At 39.9% G+C, this 19097-nt stretch carries 19 protein-coding genes; 7 read left to right on the top strand and 12 right to left on the bottom strand.

Annotated features, from left to right (window positions below):
* Window positions 1-43: 43 nt before the first annotated feature.
* Window positions 44-694 carry a TetR/AcrR family transcriptional regulator gene (locus tag IEE86_RS17225; RefSeq protein ID WP_191098292.1) on the bottom strand — a complete coding sequence of 217 codons (651 nt, stop codon included), beginning with the start codon at window positions 692-694 and terminating at the stop codon, window positions 44-46.
* Between the two features lie 161 nt (window positions 695-855).
* Between IEE86_RS17225 and IEE86_RS17220 the strand changes: the two genes are divergently transcribed.
* From IEE86_RS17220 to IEE86_RS17190, 7 genes are all read left to right on the top strand, one after another.
* Window positions 856-1968, top strand: coding sequence for a CdaR family transcriptional regulator (locus IEE86_RS17220; RefSeq protein ID WP_191098273.1), 1113 nt, complete (start codon window positions 856-858; stop codon window positions 1966-1968).
* A 115-nt stretch (window positions 1969-2083) separates the two neighbouring features.
* On the top strand, window positions 2084-3355 hold the full coding sequence (locus tag IEE86_RS17215) for a GntP family permease (protein WP_191098272.1): 1272 nt from the start codon (window positions 2084-2086) through the stop codon (window positions 3353-3355).
* Between the two features lie 27 nt (window positions 3356-3382).
* Window positions 3383-4522 (top strand): glycerate kinase, encoded by a 1140-nt coding sequence (locus tag IEE86_RS17210; RefSeq protein ID WP_191098271.1) that lies wholly within the window; start codon window positions 3383-3385, stop codon window positions 4520-4522.
* A 93-nt stretch (window positions 4523-4615) separates the two neighbouring features.
* A complete protein-coding gene (locus IEE86_RS17205) occupies window positions 4616-4954 on the top strand; it encodes a zinc ribbon domain-containing protein YjdM (protein WP_191098270.1) in 339 nt (112 codons plus the stop codon).
* Between the two features lie 328 nt (window positions 4955-5282).
* The gene (locus IEE86_RS17200) at window positions 5283-6212 is read left to right on the top strand and encodes an ABC transporter ATP-binding protein (protein WP_191098269.1); all 930 of its coding nucleotides are present in this window, start codon (window positions 5283-5285) and stop codon (window positions 6210-6212) included.
* On the top strand, window positions 6209-7159 hold the full coding sequence (locus tag IEE86_RS17195; protein WP_191098268.1) for an ABC transporter permease: 951 nt from the start codon (window positions 6209-6211) through the stop codon (window positions 7157-7159). The genes IEE86_RS17200 and IEE86_RS17195 overlap by 4 nt, the downstream gene beginning before the upstream one ends.
* Window positions 7160-7183: 24 nt before the next feature.
* The gene (locus IEE86_RS17190) at window positions 7184-7612 is read left to right on the top strand and encodes a DUF4064 domain-containing protein (protein ID WP_191098267.1); all 429 of its coding nucleotides are present in this window, start codon (window positions 7184-7186) and stop codon (window positions 7610-7612) included.
* Between the two features lie 45 nt (window positions 7613-7657).
* Here the strand turns inward: IEE86_RS17190 and IEE86_RS17185 are convergent, their stop codons facing one another.
* From IEE86_RS17185 to IEE86_RS17135, 11 genes are all read right to left on the bottom strand, one after another.
* Window positions 7658-8986, bottom strand: coding sequence for a CitMHS family transporter (locus IEE86_RS17185; protein WP_191098266.1), 1329 nt, complete (start codon window positions 8984-8986; stop codon window positions 7658-7660).
* Between the two features lie 257 nt (window positions 8987-9243).
* Entirely contained in the window at window positions 9244-9540 is a 297-nt protein-coding gene (locus IEE86_RS17180; protein ID WP_191098265.1) for a methyltransferase, read from the bottom strand.
* 9 nt (window positions 9541-9549) lie between these two features.
* Complete coding sequence (locus IEE86_RS17175; RefSeq protein ID WP_065099204.1) at window positions 9550-10083, bottom strand: stage II sporulation protein M; 534 nt, start codon at window positions 10081-10083, stop codon at window positions 9550-9552.
* Window positions 10080-10787: an ABC transporter ATP-binding protein gene (locus IEE86_RS17170; protein ID WP_191098264.1), complete on the bottom strand. Its 708-nt coding sequence runs from the start codon at window positions 10785-10787 to the stop codon at window positions 10080-10082. Before IEE86_RS17170 ends, IEE86_RS17175 begins: the two co-directional genes overlap by 4 nt.
* Complete coding sequence (locus IEE86_RS17165) at window positions 10784-12481, bottom strand: hypothetical protein (RefSeq protein ID WP_191098263.1); 1698 nt, start codon at window positions 12479-12481, stop codon at window positions 10784-10786. Before IEE86_RS17165 ends, IEE86_RS17170 begins: the two co-directional genes overlap by 4 nt.
* A gap of 66 nt (window positions 12482-12547) precedes the next feature.
* Window positions 12548-12892 (bottom strand): circular bacteriocin, circularin A/uberolysin family, encoded by a 345-nt coding sequence (locus IEE86_RS17160; RefSeq protein ID WP_191098262.1) that lies wholly within the window; start codon window positions 12890-12892, stop codon window positions 12548-12550.
* A gap of 22 nt (window positions 12893-12914) precedes the next feature.
* Window positions 12915-13508 (bottom strand): YIP1 family protein, encoded by a 594-nt coding sequence (locus IEE86_RS17155; RefSeq protein WP_191098261.1) that lies wholly within the window; start codon window positions 13506-13508, stop codon window positions 12915-12917.
* A gap of 95 nt (window positions 13509-13603) precedes the next feature.
* On the bottom strand, window positions 13604-15685 hold the full coding sequence (locus IEE86_RS17150) for a beta-galactosidase (RefSeq protein WP_191098260.1): 2082 nt from the start codon (window positions 15683-15685) through the stop codon (window positions 13604-13606).
* A 23-nt stretch (window positions 15686-15708) separates the two neighbouring features.
* Window positions 15709-16917: a glycoside hydrolase family 53 protein gene (locus tag IEE86_RS17145; protein ID WP_191098259.1), complete on the bottom strand. Its 1209-nt coding sequence runs from the start codon at window positions 16915-16917 to the stop codon at window positions 15709-15711.
* Between the two features lie 11 nt (window positions 16918-16928).
* Complete coding sequence (locus tag IEE86_RS17140) at window positions 16929-17771, bottom strand: sugar ABC transporter permease (protein WP_191098258.1); 843 nt, start codon at window positions 17769-17771, stop codon at window positions 16929-16931.
* Window position 17772: 1 nt separating this feature from the next.
* On the bottom strand, window positions 17773-19011 hold the full coding sequence (locus IEE86_RS17135) for a galactooligosaccharide ABC transporter permease GanP (RefSeq protein WP_191098291.1): 1239 nt from the start codon (window positions 19009-19011) through the stop codon (window positions 17773-17775).
* Window positions 19012-19097 lie beyond the last annotated feature (86 nt).

The following is a 19097-nucleotide window of genomic DNA, read 5'->3' as shown; positions in this document are numbered from 1 at the left end:
CGTCAGTCTATAGTGTATGCAGGATTGGTATTGAAGTGACCAATCACTGATTATTGTCATCTCCCTCTCCAGTTAATCGCTTGAAAAGGAAGGAGAAGCTTCCCTTTTCTGCATGTAGTGAGGATTCGAGGAGATCGATAAAAGCTAGAGCTCTTTGTATACTTTCTTCTGTGGTCCATTGAAAAAGACCCTCATCAAAAATGACCTGGGCAGAAGCAAGAAGAAATTCAACCGTCTCTTGCGGGTACTTCGTTTGGAACGTTCCTTCCTCTACACCTTGCTGAATGACATCTGCCAAAACTGGTGAAAGTTCTTTAATGGCTTTGATCAGGCTTTTTTGATGCATTTCTGCATTAGAAGGTTGATGAAATTGGTCGATCATGACCTGTTTATTGCTTCCTTGCTGAGGCGATTGTGCCATGATGATACGAAATAGTTTATCTATTACTGGAAGGTCTGGATCTGCTGCAATACGCTTTGCCACGATGATATCTGCTTTGATGATCCTGTCAATAATGGCATCCATCACTTCTTCTTTGGATGTAAAGTAATAATAGAATGTGCCCTTTGCAATGCCAACGGCTTTTAATATGTCAATAATCGTTGTTTGCTGGTAGCCTTTGGTTGAAAAAAGCACCTCTGCTGCGTTTAAGATGTCATTTTTGCGTTCTTCAGGATGTTTAACGGTTCTCATAAAGCCATCCTTTCTTTTAACTAGACTGTCGGTCGGTCCTTTGATTTGATTAAACACTTTTCAATGTCTCTTTGTCAATGGCTGTTTTTTGAGAACTTTGCATTTATTGTGCAATGACACTATGATACATTGAATGAAAACACCTTCAGGAGAGATGCTGCATGCAATTTTTAACCAGTGAATTGGCTCAAGAAATGGTTGAACGTACGATGCATATTTTACATAAAAACATCAATGTGATGAATGCAGATGGTGTGATTATTGGTTCTGGTGAACGAAAAAGGATTGGTCAAAAACATGATGGTGCGCGACTTGTGCTGACGAGTGGGAACAGTGTGGAAATTGACCAAGAGACATCCCTTCGATTAAAAGGAGTAAGGCCTGGAATCAATTTGCCCATTTGCTTTCATGAACAAGTAGTTGGTGTAATTGGGATAACTGGTGAGCCAGAGGACATTCGGCATCATGCAAAGCTCGTGAAAATGGCAGCTGAGCTGGTGTTAGAACAATCTTTTCTGCTTGAACGAGTTCAGTGGCGGCAGCGAATAGAAAGTGAAATTGTCAATCAGTTGATTTCTGATTCTGACGTGGGTGATCATCAGCTAAAGAACCGAGCGGCCTGGCTCGGAATGGATTTAGACAAGCGCCGAATGGCGGTTATTTTTCAGCCAGTTCCATCCTCCGAGGACACTGTACACAAAATGATGCATGCGATTCAATACGATAAGAATGCGGATGATTTACTAGGCATGACCTTCCTTCATGAATTGATTCTTTTAAGGCAACCGATTCCAGAACATGGCCTGAAGCATGTGATTGGGCAGCTACAAAGAACGATGGTGCAAGCAGTGGGTGGACAAGTGCTTGTGGGTGTAGGGACTGTCGCTGACGACATGAGCCGATTGCCTCTTTCTTTTCAGCAAGCGAGAGATGCTCTGCGGTTGGGGAAGGTTCTTGATTCAGATGAAAGCTTATTTTTCTTTGAAACTTATCAGCTGGAAAGCTTATTTATGAGAGCAGGAACCGCCAAAGAGGAAAATAGATGGACTGATTTTTACAAGCCGCTTACACAAGAAACGGAGCTCGTCCATACGTTAAAGGTTTACATTGAAGAGGGCGGGGATTTGCAAAAAATCGTTGACCGTTTATATATTCATCGCAATACACTGCGATATCGATTAGATAAAATCCAAGCAATCACTGGAAAGGACCCTCGCCATGTGAAACAGTTGATGGAGCTTTATATGGCGCAGTTGATGAGTCAACTACCTTGATTGTGCATATGCACAATTGAATGATGTGATGAATGAAAAAATTCATCTAGATTCACAATCCGATCCCTGTAGGTAAACGCTTACAATTAAAGAAAGACAATTGGGGGGATCGAGAATGAATGGAGATGTGACGATCAGTACACTGGGAGCTATGACAGCGCTTGTCATTGCGATTGTTCTCATTCTAAAAAAAGTATCACCTGCATACGGCATGCTGGCAGGTGCATTCATAGGCGGTTTAGTTGGGGGTGTTGATATTGTTCAGACTGTCAACGTGATGATGGAAGGAGCTAAGGACATGATTCCGGCTGTCCTTAGAATTATGGCTGCGGGGGTACTTGCGGGCGTCCTGATTGAATCGGGTGCAGCGCTGTCTATCGCTGAGGCCATCGTGAAAAAGCTTGGTGAGGCGAGGGCACTATTAGCACTGGCACTTGCAACGATGATTTTAACAACAGTAGGCGTTTTTGTGGATGTAGCAGTCATCACGGTTGCGCCAATCGCACTTGCCATTGCCAAACGAGCAAAGCTTTCAAAAACGGGTATTTTACTTGCCATGATTGGAGGCGGGAAGGCAGGAAATATCATGTCGCCGAACCCGAATGCGATTGCAGCCTCTGACGCATTTGGTGTACCTCTTACTTCAATGATGGCTGCAGGTGTTATTCCGGCTGTGTTTGGATTAGCTGTTACATATGTGTTAGCCAAAAAGCTTGCAAATAAAGGGACACCCATTCTTGAAGAGGAAACGGGCCAAAGCATGGTTCAAGTGCCTGCTTTTTTCCAAGCACTGGCAGGTCCGCTTGTCACCATTTTATTGTTGGCTCTAAGGCCGCTGTTTCAAATCAATATAGATCCAATGGTTGCCTTACCGATTGGAGGCATTGTAGGCGCTCTTTTGATGAAAAAAGGAAAGTATATCAATGATTATGCGATATCGGGACTTCATAAAATGTCAGGTGTAGCGATTATGTTATTAGGGACAGGCACACTAGCAGGAATCGTATCTAACTCTTCCTTAAAAGATGTGTTTATTCATGCGCTTGATGCATCGGGATTGCCGCCTTATTTGCTTGCACCAACATCAGGAATTTTTATGTCAGCAGCCACCGCTTCGACAACAGCAGGAACGGCGGTAGCGAGTGGCGTATTTAGCGGTACACTGATTGGGCTTGGCGTCTCTGCTCTTTCAGGGGCAGCCATGATTCATGCTGGCGCAACTGTACTTGATCATATGCCGCACGGGAGCTTTTTCCACGCAACAGCAGGAAGTGTTCAAATGGACATCAAAGAGCGGTTGAAGCTCATGCCTTTTGAATCGTTAATCGGTTTGACGTTAACCGTTGTATCGACCATTATTTTTGGCGTTTTCCAGCTGTTTGGCTGAGGATGATAAGAAACGAGGGGCTTTAGGATGAAAATTGTGATCGCACCAGATTCATTTAAAGAAAGTTTATCTGCTTATGAGACAGCATGTGCCATTGAACGAGGCTTTCGGTCTATTCTTCCAAACGCAGAGTATATCAAACTTCCGATGGCAGATGGAGGAGAGGGCACGGTTCAATCGTTGGTGGATGCGACGGGCGGGCATATTGTCAATCAAGTGGTTACAGGTCCGCTTGGTGAACCTGTGAATGCTTTTTTTGGTATGTTAGGGGATGGTCAGACCGCCGTTATAGAGATGGCCGCAGCCTCTGGGCTACACCTTGTCCCGCGAGAAAAACGCAATCCGCTATTTACAACATCTAGAGGAACAGGTGAATTAATGCTTGCAGCGCTGGATAAAGGGGCAAGGCATATCATCATTGGGCTAGGCGGGAGTGCAACAAATGATGGCGGCGTTGGGATGATGCAAGGATTAGGTGCAGTTTTTCTTGATAAAAGAGGGCAGGACCTGACGCCAGGCGGTGGGAGCCTTCATCAATTAGCTTCCATTGATCTATCTGGACTTGATAAAAGATTGCAATCCGTCCGGCTGGAGGCGGCTTGTGATGTGGATAATCCTTTAACGGGCGAAAGGGGAGCGTCTGCTATATTCGGCCCTCAAAAGGGAGCGGATGAGGAAATGGTTCAAGTGTTAGACAAAAACCTAGCTCATTTTGCACAAGTAGCAGAAAAGCAGCTTAATGTATCTTTTGCTGATGCAGCAGGTGCAGGAGCGGCAGGAGGACTTGGTGCGAGTTTATTAGGCTTTTTACAGGCCGATCTGCAAAAAGGGATCGATATTGTACTGAAGGCTGTTCATTTTAATGACGTCATCGAAGAGGCAGACCTCGTCATTACTGGGGAGGGCAGGATTGATCGACAGACCATATATGGAAAAACGCCAATCGGTGTAGCCAAAGCAGCAAAACAGTATGGTCTCCCTGTGATTGGTATTGCAGGATCACTCTCAACAGACAGTACAGTCGTACATGATCATGGAATTGATGCACTTTTTAGCATCGTTCCAGGTGTGACCTCTCTTTCTGAGGCAATGCGGGATGCGGCTCTTCATGTAGAGAGAACTGCGCGGAATATTGCGGCTGTGATGACATTTGGAAAAGAGAAGTAAATGCTGAAAAATGTTTCCTTTTCTATCACATTCATTTCTATAGAAATGTGGTAAAATAGTGATAAATGAAATAGAAATGTGGAGGAAATACAAATGTCTAATCTACCGAATTGTCCTTCGTGCAGTTCATCCTATACATACGAGGACGGCAGTCTCCTTATATGCCCTGAATGTGCGCATGAATGGTCATTAGAACAAGAACAAGCGGCAGAGGAGCAGCTTGTTGTTAAAGATGCGAATGGGAATCTGTTAAGTGATGGGGACACGATCACTGTCATTAAAGATTTAAAAGTGAAAGGTTCTTCCTCGGTTTTAAAAATAGGGACGAAGGTCAAAGGCATTCGTTTAGTTGAAGGCGATCATAACATTGATTGTAAAATTCCTAGCTTTGGAGCGATGAAATTAAAATCAGAGTTTGTGAAAAAGGTATAATCAATAAAAAGAGGCTGTCGATAAGCGGCCTCTTTTTCGTATCATGATTTATAGGTGAAAGGAATAATCTTAAACAGAACTCCATACATATATACCTGTTGAAAAAGATCCATTTTTTAAAAAATCAAGCCTCTTTTCACATAAAAATCCGCAGTTTTCTTAACCCTACCTTAAAAAAGGCAAATGATTCGCTAAATTTCGGCTAATCCCCTTCACAACTTTTGGGCATTGCTGTACCATATGGAAGTGTTCTTCTATTTTTGACGGATCATGGTGTTTATCAGGAAATAGATGATAGATCATATTTAGACAAAGAAGGAGAGGTAACGTGGCGAACGTTTTAGAACTGCATAATGTATCTAGGCATATTCGCGGGAAAAAGATTGTTCAAGACTTGAGCTTTTCTGTCCAAGCGGGTGAAGTCTTTGGCTTCTTAGGACCGAATGGTGCAGGGAAAACAACGACTATTCGTATGATGGTCGGTCTTTCTCCCATTACATCTGGTGACATTCTGATTAATGGTCATAGTATTCAAACCTCATATCAGCATGCCATCCAAGATGTTGGTGCGATTATTGAAAATCCAGAAATGTATAATCATTTAACAGCAAGACAAAATCTTGTTCATTTTGCCAGAATGAATGGAAAAGTGGATGAAGGTCGAATTGATGAGCTGCTAGAGCTAGTCAGTTTGCAGCATGTGAAGCATAAGCGTGTCCGTACGTTTTCATTAGGGATGAAACAGCGTTTGGGCATTGCGCAGGCACTTATACATAGACCAAAGCTGCTGATCTTAGATGAGCCGACCAATGGACTTGATCCAGAGGGGATTCGAATGATACGAGATTACTTGAGAAGGCTTGCTAAGGAAGAAGGGCTGGCTGTCATTGTATCAAGTCATCTCATGTCAGAAATGGAATTGATGTGTGATCGTTTTGCGATTATCCAAAAAGGAAAGCTGATTGCGATTGAGGATCAGCGTGCGGAGACGAAGCAGGATGATTTGGCCAATTATCGAATGAAGGTAGCAGCCGGCGAGCTTGAAGAAGCGCAGAAGCTCATTGGTGCATTCGAGGAAGGCATCACTGTCAGGGAAGAGGAGCAGTATTTATTCTTCTCCATGCCAGAAGAGAAAATGCCTGAATTGATTCGTCATTTGAGCGGTGCGTCTATTCATTTGTACGAAATCAAAATAGAAAAACAAACCCTAGAAGATAAGTTCTTAAGCTTAACTGGTAAAAAGGAGGCAGACGTATGATTCGCCTCATTCAAAACGAGTGGATGAAGATCAGTTATCGTGTTGGTACTTGGATTATGGTTGGGCTTCTTGTGTTAGGCATGATTGCAACGTTGATCTTTGCTGTTAAGACAAATGACGGAGATCAAGCATCAGGTGATTGGAAGACTGAGCTGCAAGAAATCAATAAAGCAAAGAAGCAAGAATTGAAAGACGATAATATAGGATTTTATAAGAGATCCCTTGAAAAGGATATAGCGATCAATGAGTATCGAATCAAGCATGATTTGCCTCCAGCCGATCAGTTTAGCGACAGTGTATGGGATTATGTGAAAACAAATGCCAATTTACTTCAGCTTGTAGGTGTGTTTGTGATTATTATTGCTTCGACCATTGTTTCGGCTGAATACAAGCATGGTACAATTAAATTATTATTGATTCGACCACCATCAAGGCTAAAGATCCTAATGTCTAAATATATTACGGTCCAGCTGTATGCTCTTTTACTTGTTGTGGTGCTGTTTATCTTGTCTTTCATATTGGGTGCCATTTTCTTCGGACTCAACACTGACTATGTGAATTTAGTGTATCAGAATGGTGAAGTGATTGAACGTTCGCAGGTTGCACATATGGTCTTTTATTATCTTGCTCATTGTGCAATGTTTGTTGTGCTGGGAACACTTTCGTTCGCAATTTCAACAATATTTAGAAGTGAAGCTATCTCCATTGCCATTAGTGTGTTAGCTTATATTGTGGGTGGAACGATTACAAGTATTTTAATGTTCTTCTTTGATTGGGCAAAATATTTGTTATTTGCAAATGATCCATCTCAATATTTTATGGAAGAGGTTACTTTTATCGAAGGCATGTCTCTAGGATTCTCATTAACAGTCCTAGTTATCTATTGGGCTATTTTCTTGGTCGTTGCCTTGGTTGTCTTCCAAAAGAGAGAAGTAAAAACAGGTTAATTTAACTTTTTAGGAGGTTTACAGATGATTAAACGTAAAGGTGAAAAAATTATGGGGATTATCAGTATTGTCCTCAACGTGATTGGTGTTGGTTTTGGGGCATTCATGCTCTCTGTGGACCCAGCATTTTATGAAGAAATGAATGACATCTTGAAAGAGGAAGGCAGTGCATTGCCAGTTGAAACACTTGAGGCTTCGGTTCATGCCTTTGGTATTCAGTTCATGGTCGTTTCCGCAATTGCGGCTGTCTTAGCACTTGTTGGTGTGATTGTCTTGAAAACAGACCGCCGTGCCGTGCTTTCTGGTGTTCTTTTCTTGGTTTCAGCTGTGACTCTTTTAATTGGAACCGTTGGTCTTGCCTTCGTTCCGATGATCTTGTTGCTGATCGTTGGGTTGATGTCACTGATTAAAAAACCGAAAACAGAAGTGCACACGAGTGAATATCCTTCATAATCAAAGAAAAAGACATGCGTATATGGGCGCATGTCTTTCTTTTTATTAAATGATGCCTATCAGCATTGCAATCAGCAGCAAGATGATACTGAATCCCCACATCCAAAAGAAGGAATAGCGGATATGTTTCCCCATATCGACCCCTGCAAGACCTATAGCAAGCCAAACGGCTGGAGCGAGTGGACTAACAAAGGTGCCGATGATATTTCCAATCATCATGGCATACGCTGCGGAAGTGCCAGGCACGCCAACCTCAGATGTGATCGATTCGACAATTGGCAGAAGCGCATAATAATAGGCGTCTGTGCTTGTCAGCATATCTAGCGGTACCCCAAACATCCCTACAATGATATGTAAAAATGGCAGTAAGAAGGCTGGCAAAATGTGAATACTGTCAACTGCAATGGCTTTCAGCATACCTGTTCCTTCAAGAATCCCTAAAAAAGAACCTGCGGAGAAAATAACAGCCGCCATCATCAGTGCACTCGGAGCATGTGCCTTAATTCTCTCCATTTGTACATTCACATTCGGATAGTTCACCAAAAGTGCTAGTGAAAGACCAATCATAAACATATAACTAGCAGGAATGACGTTAAGGACAAGAATGACAACAACAGCTAAAAATAGAATGAGGTTTACCCACATTAAGTGATAACGCTTTAAAGACGCATCACCTGTTTCGCTGATCGATTGAATGGCACGATCCCAATCAGCGCCTTCTAACTGAACAGCGGCTACTTCATTTGCGGCGATTTTCACCCGAATTCGTTTTTCTTCTCTTTTTCCTAAAATGAATGCCATTCCTAATACGAGCACGACCCCTATCAGCTGAATTGGAATAAGCGGTACCCACAGTTCAGATGGGTCCATATTTAGCACACTTGCTGCTCGTCCTGTGGGTCCGGCCCATGGAATCATATTGGTTAATCCGGCACTCGTCCCAATTAACAATAGCAGTAAGTAAGGACTCATATGTAATTTTTTATAAAGCGGAAGCAGTGCAGGTACAGTTAATAAAAAGGTTGTAGCTCCTGCTCCGTCTAAGTGTGCGATAACTCCAATCAAGGCAGTTCCCATCGCAACTGTGACAACATTCCCTTTTGTCAGCTTGATTAATGTTTTAATTACAGGTTCAAAAAACCCTGTATCTTGTAAAATGCCAAAAAATAAAATGGCGAAGATAAACATGGTCGCCACTGGCAATACTTTGATAATCCCTTGTTCAAAGAAGGTTTGAATGTCATTGATCCCAAATCCCGCAATGAGTGCCCCTATTAAAGGTACCATGACCATCGCGACAATTGGACTTGCTTTCCCCCAAATCAGCAATACAACAATCGTTAAAATAATCAACAATCCAACAAACGTTAACATAAGCCCCTCCCCCTACAATCAACCGTTTACATTTGTTTGTTTTTTTACCAATGCAATCCCACATTTGCATTGAAAAAAAGAGTATCAAAAATATGAGTATTAGGCAACCGCTTTCATACCTATACAATGGTAAAAAAGAATGGTGAATCCAGTCGTGGTGCGGGGTTCAACATGTCAAAAAATTTAGAAAAAAATCCACTTAAAATGGTAAAATAAAAAACGTCTGTTTCGGACGTTTTTTATTAACAGTTGATAATTTACTTGATCCAGAAAAATGTCACTATAATTAATAGTAATAAATATAATGCAGAGCAACCTCTATAAATTCCTTTATTAAATTGTAGGGGAGGGGATATAAAAGTCACTAAAATGGTTGGACCAAACAAAGTGATTAAAAAGAATCTATAATCAAAAAAGAAAGTACAGATTGATAAGAGTATTGAAAAATAAAATACAATGATAAAAGAACTATTAATTGTGTTTTTAGAATCTCCCTTGTTTTTCTCTAAATGATCATCTAGTAATTTATCTATCTTTTTTTTATTAATAAACATAAGGACCTCCTATTGCAATTTTTTTAGTAAAAAGGGCGTTAATAATGCTTCTGTTAAAGCAGCAAGTAATGTCAACAGACATATCACCATAGTAAAAAATAAAATATCCGAAAAGAAATGTTTCTTGGGGGAATATAGCCCTCTTATTTTTAAATAGACGAAGTCTAACAATTTGAAACCAAGTGAACCTGATAATATCATGGCAGGAATTTCAAAGATACCATGAGGAATTAAAGCAGTTAATATATATAACAAATTGTTACCATGATCGGTAATACTTTGTAAAGAGGATAAGCCTACTAAAAATCCATTTAATAATAATAAGATAGATGTCAAAATACCAAATGTAAACATTGAGAAAATGAGAAATAAATTTGCAGCAAAGTTATGTTTGAAATATCCCAGAACTGTAACTTCATCAACAGTTTCTGGACTAAGACTAGGGAGAATATTGTTAAAAATAACCCCAAGAACTATACCTGCTATGTATAAAATACTTGCTATATAAAGTATACGTTTATTTCTGTTTATTATTCCTGTCATTTTAGTAAAGTATCCATATCTTTTATAATTAAATCTTCAAAGTGCTGAATGTTTGTAAGGTGATCATATTCTTTAACAAGAGCACCGTTAATTAAAATACCAACTCTATCACATAGTTGTTGAGCGATATTAACAAGGTGTGTAGACATGATGACAGTATTACCTTGTTCAGCATAACGTTTAAGAAAGTTTTTCATCATCTTTGTAGTGGGAGGATCGAACGCACCTAATGGTTCGTCTAATATTAAAACTTCAGGTTCATGAATTATGGCTCCAGCAACAGATAATTTATGTTTCATACCAAAAGAAAATGTAGAAATCATATCATTCTCATTTTGTTTTAAGTTAAATTGATCTAACAAAACTTCAATTCTATCATCCTTCATTTCAGAGGGTACGTCTTGTAAGTCAGCAATAAATTCCAAGTACTCTCTAGGGGTTAAATAATGATAGATAAAAGGAGCATCAGGAACATAACCTATATACTTAAGATAGGAAGATCTCTCAGAATATATAGTTTTCTCCTTGATAGTAATATTACCTTCGTATGGTTTCATAATCCCGAGAATACATTTTAAAAGTGTTGATTTTCCAGCACCATTCGGTCCTAGTAATCCATATACCTTACCTGGCTCTATTTTTAAATTTATAGATTTTAAAATTTGTTTATCTTTATATTTGAAAGATAGATTCTCAATTTTCATATTTTCATCTCCCAATGTTTCGTTCCTATTCTTTTAATCCAAAAATAATAAAATAGAGAAATGCCAATGAAAAATAGACATGTTCCAGTCACAATAAGTAAAAAGAATATACTCCTATCAATAATGTCAAAAGTAACGAGAGCACCTGAGACCCCATACAATTGAAGGTAAAATGCTAGTAGTACCCCAAGAATAGTATGTTCAAAAAATGAGGCTTTAACAGACGAACCAATATCCTCTAAATTTTCCCAGTCTAAACGGGGATAGAGGAAAGTACCTATCACTTGGCCAGAACCTATAATAAGACTAATTGAATTAATCATGATATACAAAATAATTTGAGTCATAGTATCTAAGTTGAATAATAATAATATAACTAAAAATAATGTATTCATTATAATAAGAATTATAGATAAATGCAGTATGGATTTTCCTGCAATCAACTTGAAGATAGAAGCGCCTGAATTCTTATAAATATACAGATTTTCGCGCTCTGCATCTGCTGAAGTTATGCCAAGCAAGCCTTCTCCTAATAAAGAAGTGTTGTAAGTTACGGCAAATAAAATTGGATAAATAACAAAAAGTTCCGAGAAGTCAAACCACTTTTGATTTAAACTAATGCCTACCAATACACCTAATTCTATTGCAATCATATTTACAGATAGTACTAAGCGTCTCTTGATAGTAAAATTAGCTCTCAATAGAGCAGTAAGATCCTTTTTTAAAATGGCGATATTTTGCCGGGGAAAGAAATTTATTAAATAATTTAAAAAAGGTAATTTGATTGGTTTTATTCTCGGCAAAAGATTATTAGGTGTTGCTTCCTTTATAAGCAACACTTTCAAAACTATTAGATAGGCAATAGAGAGTAAAAGAAATCCTAGTGCAATTAAACCTAAAGAACATATGATAAATAAATAGATATCACTTTTTGTTGAAAGTAAGTACCAGTTAGTAGGAAGCCATGTGTTTGTTAATATCGTCTCTAATCTAAATACAGATATGAAATTTTCAATAGCTTCAAGAAGATCTTTTTCATAAAAGTAATTAAGTCCGATCCAACCAAAAAAAGTAGTTGAAATAGCAGATAAGAGTGCAATTCCTATAAAAGATAACAGACTAATCAACCTAGAATTCAAGATTTTGTGTAAAAATTTAGAATAAGCGATATATGTGAGTAATGAATAAATGCATGTAAGGCCAAATATAAATATAAATAGTGGTGCAAATGATAAAAAAAGGTATAATTTATTACTTGTATAAAAATTTATGAAAAAAAGTATAGGGAATACTATTATTGTTAATTTGAATAAAACATTTAGAAAAATTGTTGTGAAAAATCTCGATAATAGAACTTTTTTTGGATCTGTCTTTAAAGTATGTAAAAGAAGGAAATCTTCAGGGTATACATATCGATGTAAAATATCAGTTGATGATTTTAAAATATTCAAAACAAAAAAAAGAATAATAAAATTCGTACCTAATGATAAAATATGGCCTGATACATTAGGCAAAAGAGTAGTTGAAGCCTTATATAGAATAAAAAGGTAGACTAAAAAAAAGGGTGTAAATACAAAAATAAGTCTATTTGATTTTAGTAAATTTTCGCTTGATGGGAAAAAGTAAATCAAACGGTTTAAAGTACGTCTATATGTAAGTTTAAAGTTTGCCATAAAAACTTTTTTGTTGAGCATTATATTCCTCCTAGACGAAAAGAAGGAGGAGTATAATTATACTCCTCAATTTCTTCACTTTGGATTTTACCATTCTGCAGCGTATTTTTTGCCGTGTTTTGTAGCCAATTTTTTCGCAGTAGCTACCATAGCAGCAGTGACAAGGCCAGTTCCACCCAAAACAACAGCTAATAGACTAAGTATTGTTAGGACATCGCCAGTAGTCATGATAACACCTATAGCAGCATAAGCGGTTTTGCGACTAATTCCTAAGTTTGTTGCAAGGTCTAATGCAAATTGATTACCTGAATTGAAATCAATAGAAGCTAAACTTGCAATACCTTCTGAAGAACCCATAAGGAAAGTAGCGATGGCAAAAAGAGAAATAATACCTAAAGACATTGTTATACAAACGATTATGACAGTTTTCATATAGGAAATTTTGTGTATTTCTTTAATTGCAATACACCCTAGAATGGTAGACCACCAAAAAAGGGTCGATGATAATATTCAATATAATATCAATTGGCTTTTGAGAATTTGGATAAATAACTGAAAATGCAAAATCACTACCTAAAAAGAAAGAAAAGATAATGAGAATTATAAATTTGATAGCAACCGGTATGATAGAATAAATAAAACTTGGGAAAAACTCTTTAGCAGTAGCAACACCACCAAATAATATCCCAATGATATGTATTATAAAGAAGCTTACAAGAACCATTGCTGTAAATTGAACAATCCCTAATGCTAGTGTAATCATCATAATGAGTATGCTCATATCAGCAGTATAATCAATTCCATCTGTCTTAAAAGAATGATTAATTAATGTAGAGATTGTGGGGAAAATAGCTAAATAAAACCCTAAAAACAGACTTAACACAGCCAGGAAAACAAACCAAGAATGACGATAATTTTTTTCACTAAAGTACTTGATTAAGAGAAAGTTCTTAGGAAAAAAGACGAAATGATGTATTAGAGTAATAAAGTTGTGTTTATATCCATAAATGCTCCTTGATTCAAAAAGTGTTTTTTTACTAATTCTCACAAATAATGTATCATTTTTTACCATATTATTTCAAGTTAGAATTTTGTTTATAAGCTGAATTTAAGGTTGGTTCTTGCATAAAAAAAAGAATGTCTTTAAAGGCATTCTTTTTTTCTTTTTAATATAGAATATTCATAGGCATCTAGCATTATTTTTCCTGTTAAATTTGAAGAGTGGAATGCATCTTCATAAGTGATTTGATCTTCTAACAAAATTACCTTTTGACTATCTGTAAAATTCATCATAAACACATAGTCCTGCGACCCATCTGTTCGTTTCTGGACACTGACTCCTTCTGGAATCGAAGAGGATAGGATCGGTTGTATGCCTATTCCTGTGATGAGATCTTCGTAAAAATCATCATAAAAAGCTTGCTCATTTTCAGAAGCCATATAGTATGCCTTCCCTTTGCCAAATGGACGGACAGTAAGGGCGGGCTGTCCTTCGTAGCAACCATTCTCAAAATGCCCTAACACAGAGGCTGATTCAGGGTGAATGGATTCGCAATATTGACCGACATGATAAGTGCGTCCATTCCCTGTGGTCATTAAAACGTGTTCATTTGGCATCAATGTGTTGATTTCCTCTGCCCAAATGCCAAGTACATGGCGGAGAGGGCCAGGGAAACCACCGAGGAAACAGAGGTCATTTTCGTCGACCATGCCGCTCCAGTATGTTGCGACAAAAATACCGCCCTCTTTAACAAAGGCTTCAATCTTTTCTGCGACGCCTGGTTTGATCATGTAGAGCATTGGCCCCACAAGCACTCGATAGGATGAGAAATCCTTTTCCATTCCGACAATATCAACAGGGATGCCCTTTTTCCAGAAGCTGCGATAGTGAGTTTGACAAGCCTCCACGTAGCGTTTGTTGGTATTATTTAAGCCTTGCGCATCATCAATCGCCCAATGGTTTTCCCAATCATATATGATGGCGACTTCTGGTTGAACGGATGTACCCGCAATCGGCTGCAGCTGTTCTAATTGTTTCCCTAGATCAGCCACCTCTTGGAATACACGTGTATGTTCATGTCCTGAATGATCGACAACGGCGCCGTGAAATTTTTCAGAGGCTCCTCGACCTTGTCTCCACTGGAAATAAAGGACGGAGTCGGACCCGTGGGCAATCGCCTGCATGGCAGAGAGGTGTGCCATTCCTTTATGCTTCACCTTATTCACTTCATGCCAGTTCACGAGGCTTGGTGTGCTTTCCATCACAAGAAACGGCTGACCGTCCTTTAATGACCGATATAAATCGTGAACGAAGGCGACGTTTGACGCTAATTCTGCAGTAGTTTCTCTGCCGCTATGCCATGCCGGATAGCTATCCCAAGAGATCACATCGACCTCTTTTGCGAATTGATGATAATCCAGTCCAAGGAATGGACGCATATGCGGATAGTCGCCCATAAAGTTGGTGGTCACTGGGATATGAGGCGTCAATTCTCGCAGTGGCTCAATCTCATTTTGATAAAAATTGATCGTTTGCGCTGTGACAAAACGCTTCCAATCTAGGTTCATGCCATGAATCATGTGCTCCCCGTGCGGTGCAGGTGACTCGATTTGTGACCAATCACTATATGTGTGGCTCCAAAACCCCGTCCACCATGCTTGGTTCAAAGCTTCAAGGTCGTGGCTGTATTTGTCTTTCAAATAGTCTCTAAATGCCTCTTGGCAAAGATCACAATGACATTCGCCGCCGTATTCATTTGAAATGTGCCACATGATCAGCGCTGGATGGTCCTTGTAGCGTTCAGCGAGCAAACGATTGAGTGTATTCGTTTTTTCTCGATAAACCGGTGAGGTGAAGCAATGATTATGGCGAAGCCCATGTAAGTTGCGCTGGCGATTTGCTTCAACGCGTAATACTTCTGGATATGTTTGCGAGAGCCAAGCAGGTCTTGCTCCGCTTGGCGTGGCGAGAATGGCGTGTGCCCCCTGCGCTGCCAAGCGGTTCATGATGTCATCTAGCCAAGCAAATTCATACTGACCTTCTACTGGCTCTAGCTTACTCCATGCGAAAATATTGATAGAAAATGTTTGACAGTGTGCAAGCTTCATTAATCGAAAATCTTCGTCAATGATCTCCGGCATATGGAGCCATTGATCAGGATTATAGTCGCCACCATGCAAAAAGCCTTTCACATTTGGGTGAACGAGTGGGTAACGCTTTCCCATTTTGTCACGTCCTATCCTTATAATTACGGTGTCATTTGTTTAAATACATCAAGAGAAGGCAGTGCTTTTCCGTTGAAATCAAACATCGCCTGATTTTCCCAAGCATTTCCGACAGTACCGGTTGTTTGGATATAAGCGAGCCCGTATTGACTAGACCACGGAGCGCCTTTCGCTGGAATCCAAAGCGGCTCCCAATAAAAGAACCCTTTTCCCCGGTTATTTTTTACTTGTGAAATTTTTTCTGATAGATCTCGTATAAAAGATGCCTGCCCTTGTGGTGATGCTGGATAACCGGCCGTATTGACTGAATCTTGGTTAAATGAGTTATCTAGGTTGTCACCATTTGCTGTTGTAAAGCCATAGGCGGTTTCTACCACGATCACGTCTTTGTTATAGCGGGCACTAATATCATTCATATTGTTAGTAAGACCGCTAAATCCCCCGTCCCAATACGGGTAGTAAGATAAACCGATCGTATCGAATGAGACACCTCGTTTGGTGATTTCATCAAACCACCAGCGGGAGGCGCCATTGTCCCCTCCATGTGCAAGGTGAAGCATGATCTTGATATTTGAATCGACAGAGCGGACTGCATTTGTACCAGCCTTTAGCAAAGCAGCGAGCCGGTCAAATTCACCGCCACCTTCACCCCAGCTTTTGCCGTTTGGCCACAGCATACCTGAATTCAATTCATTCCCGACCTGTACCATATTTGGCAGGGCATTTTGCGTTCTCATCGCTTTGAGCACATCACCTGTGTAAGTGCCGACAGCTTTTTCTAAATCGCTTTGTGAGAGAGAAGCCCATGCTTTCGGTTTGAACTGTTTACCAGGATCAGTCCAGAAATCACTGTAATGAAAATCAAGCAGCACTTTCATATTTTGTGCTTTTGCACGTTTCGATAAAGCAATGGCGGTGTTTAAATCGTTTGTCCCGCCGTTATAGGCACGGCCTTGGTTGTCGTATGGATTGTTCCAGAGTCTGATGCGCACATAGTTGACACCTTTATCTTTTAATAGCTTGAGAGGATCAACCTGCTGCCAGTCTTGGTTGTAGTATTTGCCGCCACTTCGCTCCACTTCTGCGAGCATGGAGATATCGGCTCCTTTGATGAAATCACCTTGCAATCCATTGATCGGTTTCACCGAAATCGTATCAGCCTTTGCTTCAGGCAGAATACCTAACCCCATCAGAAAGAAAACGACAACAGTGACGAGTAACCATTTCTTCATCAAATCTCCCCTTATCCTTTTGTCCCGCCTTGTGTGAGGCCGGATACAAATTGTTTTTGTAAAACAAGAAACAATAAAGCAACTGGAATCGCAATGAGTAAAGCCCCGGCTGCAAAGGTCGTGTAGCTGGCACCCATTTTGTCTGATACAAGATTGTATAGACCAATTGGGAGCGTATACATTTCGGGTGAACGGACAATGACACTGGAAATGATGAAATCACCCAGCGGTCCTGTAAATGAGTTGATGGCAACAACGGCTAAAATCGGCTTGGCAAGCGGCATAATAATTTGGATGAAAATCCGGAAATGCCCTGCGCCGTCCATTCTGGCTGATTCATCGAGATCCTTCGGAATCGCATCAAGATAGCCCTTCATTAAATACGTATTCATCGGAATTTGTCCGCCTGCATAAATCAAAATCAGTGCAAGGTGGCTGTTAATCAGTCCAAGCATTTGAGCTAGAACAAAAATCGCAATCAGCGCTGAAAATTGAGGAATCATTTGCAGCAGCAAAAAGAGCATCAGCCCATTTTTCCGCCCTTTGAAACGGAATCTGGAAAAGGCATAGCCTGTAAAACTGACAAGAATCAGCGTTAACACCATTGTGGCAATACTGATCTTCATGGAGTTCCAATACCATTTTGCATAAAGTGCCCCCTGACCAAAGAATAGCTCGGTGAAGTGGCTAATCGTTGGGTTCTTCGGAAACATGCTTGTACTCATGAGGCTGTTCCCAGGATTAAAGGAAGCACCGATCGTCCAAAGCAGTGGATATAGAATACAAGTGGAGGCAATGAAAAGGATAAAATAAGTGATGCTCAGGCGAATGAGCTTGTTTTGTTTTGATCCCATATCACATCATGTCCTCCTCTTTGAATGAATTCGTTCTCTTAAACTGCCAGAGTGCAATGGCGATCACAAAGATCGACAGTAAGATCGTGACAGCGGCAGCGAGTGCATATTGAGATGACTGCATCGTGAGTTTGTAAATCCAAGAAACCAATATATCCGTACCCCCAGCTGTTGACCCGGCCACAGGCGGTCCACCGCCATTAAATAAGTAGATAATATTAAAGTTGTTAAAGTTAAAGGTATATTGCGTGATTAATATAGGTGCAATTGAATAGAGGACAAGCGGTAATGTGATGGACCGAAATTTCTGAAAGATGTTTGCCCCATCAATGGTCGCAGCCTCATATAAATCTTCAGGAATGGCCTGCAAAACACCGGTTGTCATAATGAAAACAAAAGGAAAACCAAGCCAAGTCTGCATCGCAATGAGGGCAATTTTGCTCCAAAATGGATCTGTCAGCCACGGCTTTGGATCAATCCCAATGGATGCAAAAAGCGTATTGTTGATGGCACCAAACGTGTCATTGAACAGTCCGGCAAATACCAAAATGGTCACAAAGCCCGGAACAGCCCAAGGCAGAATCAAAATCGTTCTAAAAAACCGCTTTCCTTTTAAATCCTTCTGATGAAGCAAAACAGCGAGAAAGATGCCAAGGGCACATTGAAGGGTCGAAGCAGCCAATGTCCATACGACAGTCCAGCCAAGTACATCAATAAAGGTATCTCTCCAAATATCAATTGAAAAGATATTTTGAAAGTTTTTGATGCCTACCCAATCAATGAGATTGGCAGGAGGCGAGTGGTATAAATCATAGTTTGTAAAGGCCAGCGCAAAGCTGAACATAATAGGAAAGACAACAGAAAAGAGAAGTAAAAAGAAAGCAGGAGTGCTCATTAAGTAAGGAAAGCCTTGGTCGATGAGCTGATGATATTGAGCACGGATGGAATGAAGCGGAACTCCTTGATCACGTTTCTTTCCGTTCATAAAGGCATCACGCATCATGAGAACGTAAAAGCCGATACCAAAACCAGCTGTTAAAAGCGCAATAATCCCCTTTGCTAAAAGAAAAACAGAGTTGTCACGAGGCAGCATCGTACCAAGTGTGAACAATCCCCAAAAGCCAATATTGAATAAATCATAAAATACAATCAAAAAAGAGACGCCGAAAAAGAAAAAAAGTGCCCCTTTGCCGTACTGTTTGTTGTATATTTGCCCCATCCCGGGTATAAGAGAGAACATTAGCGCCCGTCTCCGGTGTGTCTTTGATTCCACTGTGTGTGTGCGGTCTAGTTCAAGGTTACCCGTCACGTCTAACACCTACTTCA

The sequence above is a fragment of the Bacillus crepusculi genome (assembly GCF_014764715.1).
Taxonomy (GTDB): Bacteria; Bacillota; Bacilli; order Bacillales; family Bacillaceae; genus Bacillus.
This window is presented reverse-complemented; position numbering and strand designations above follow the sequence as displayed.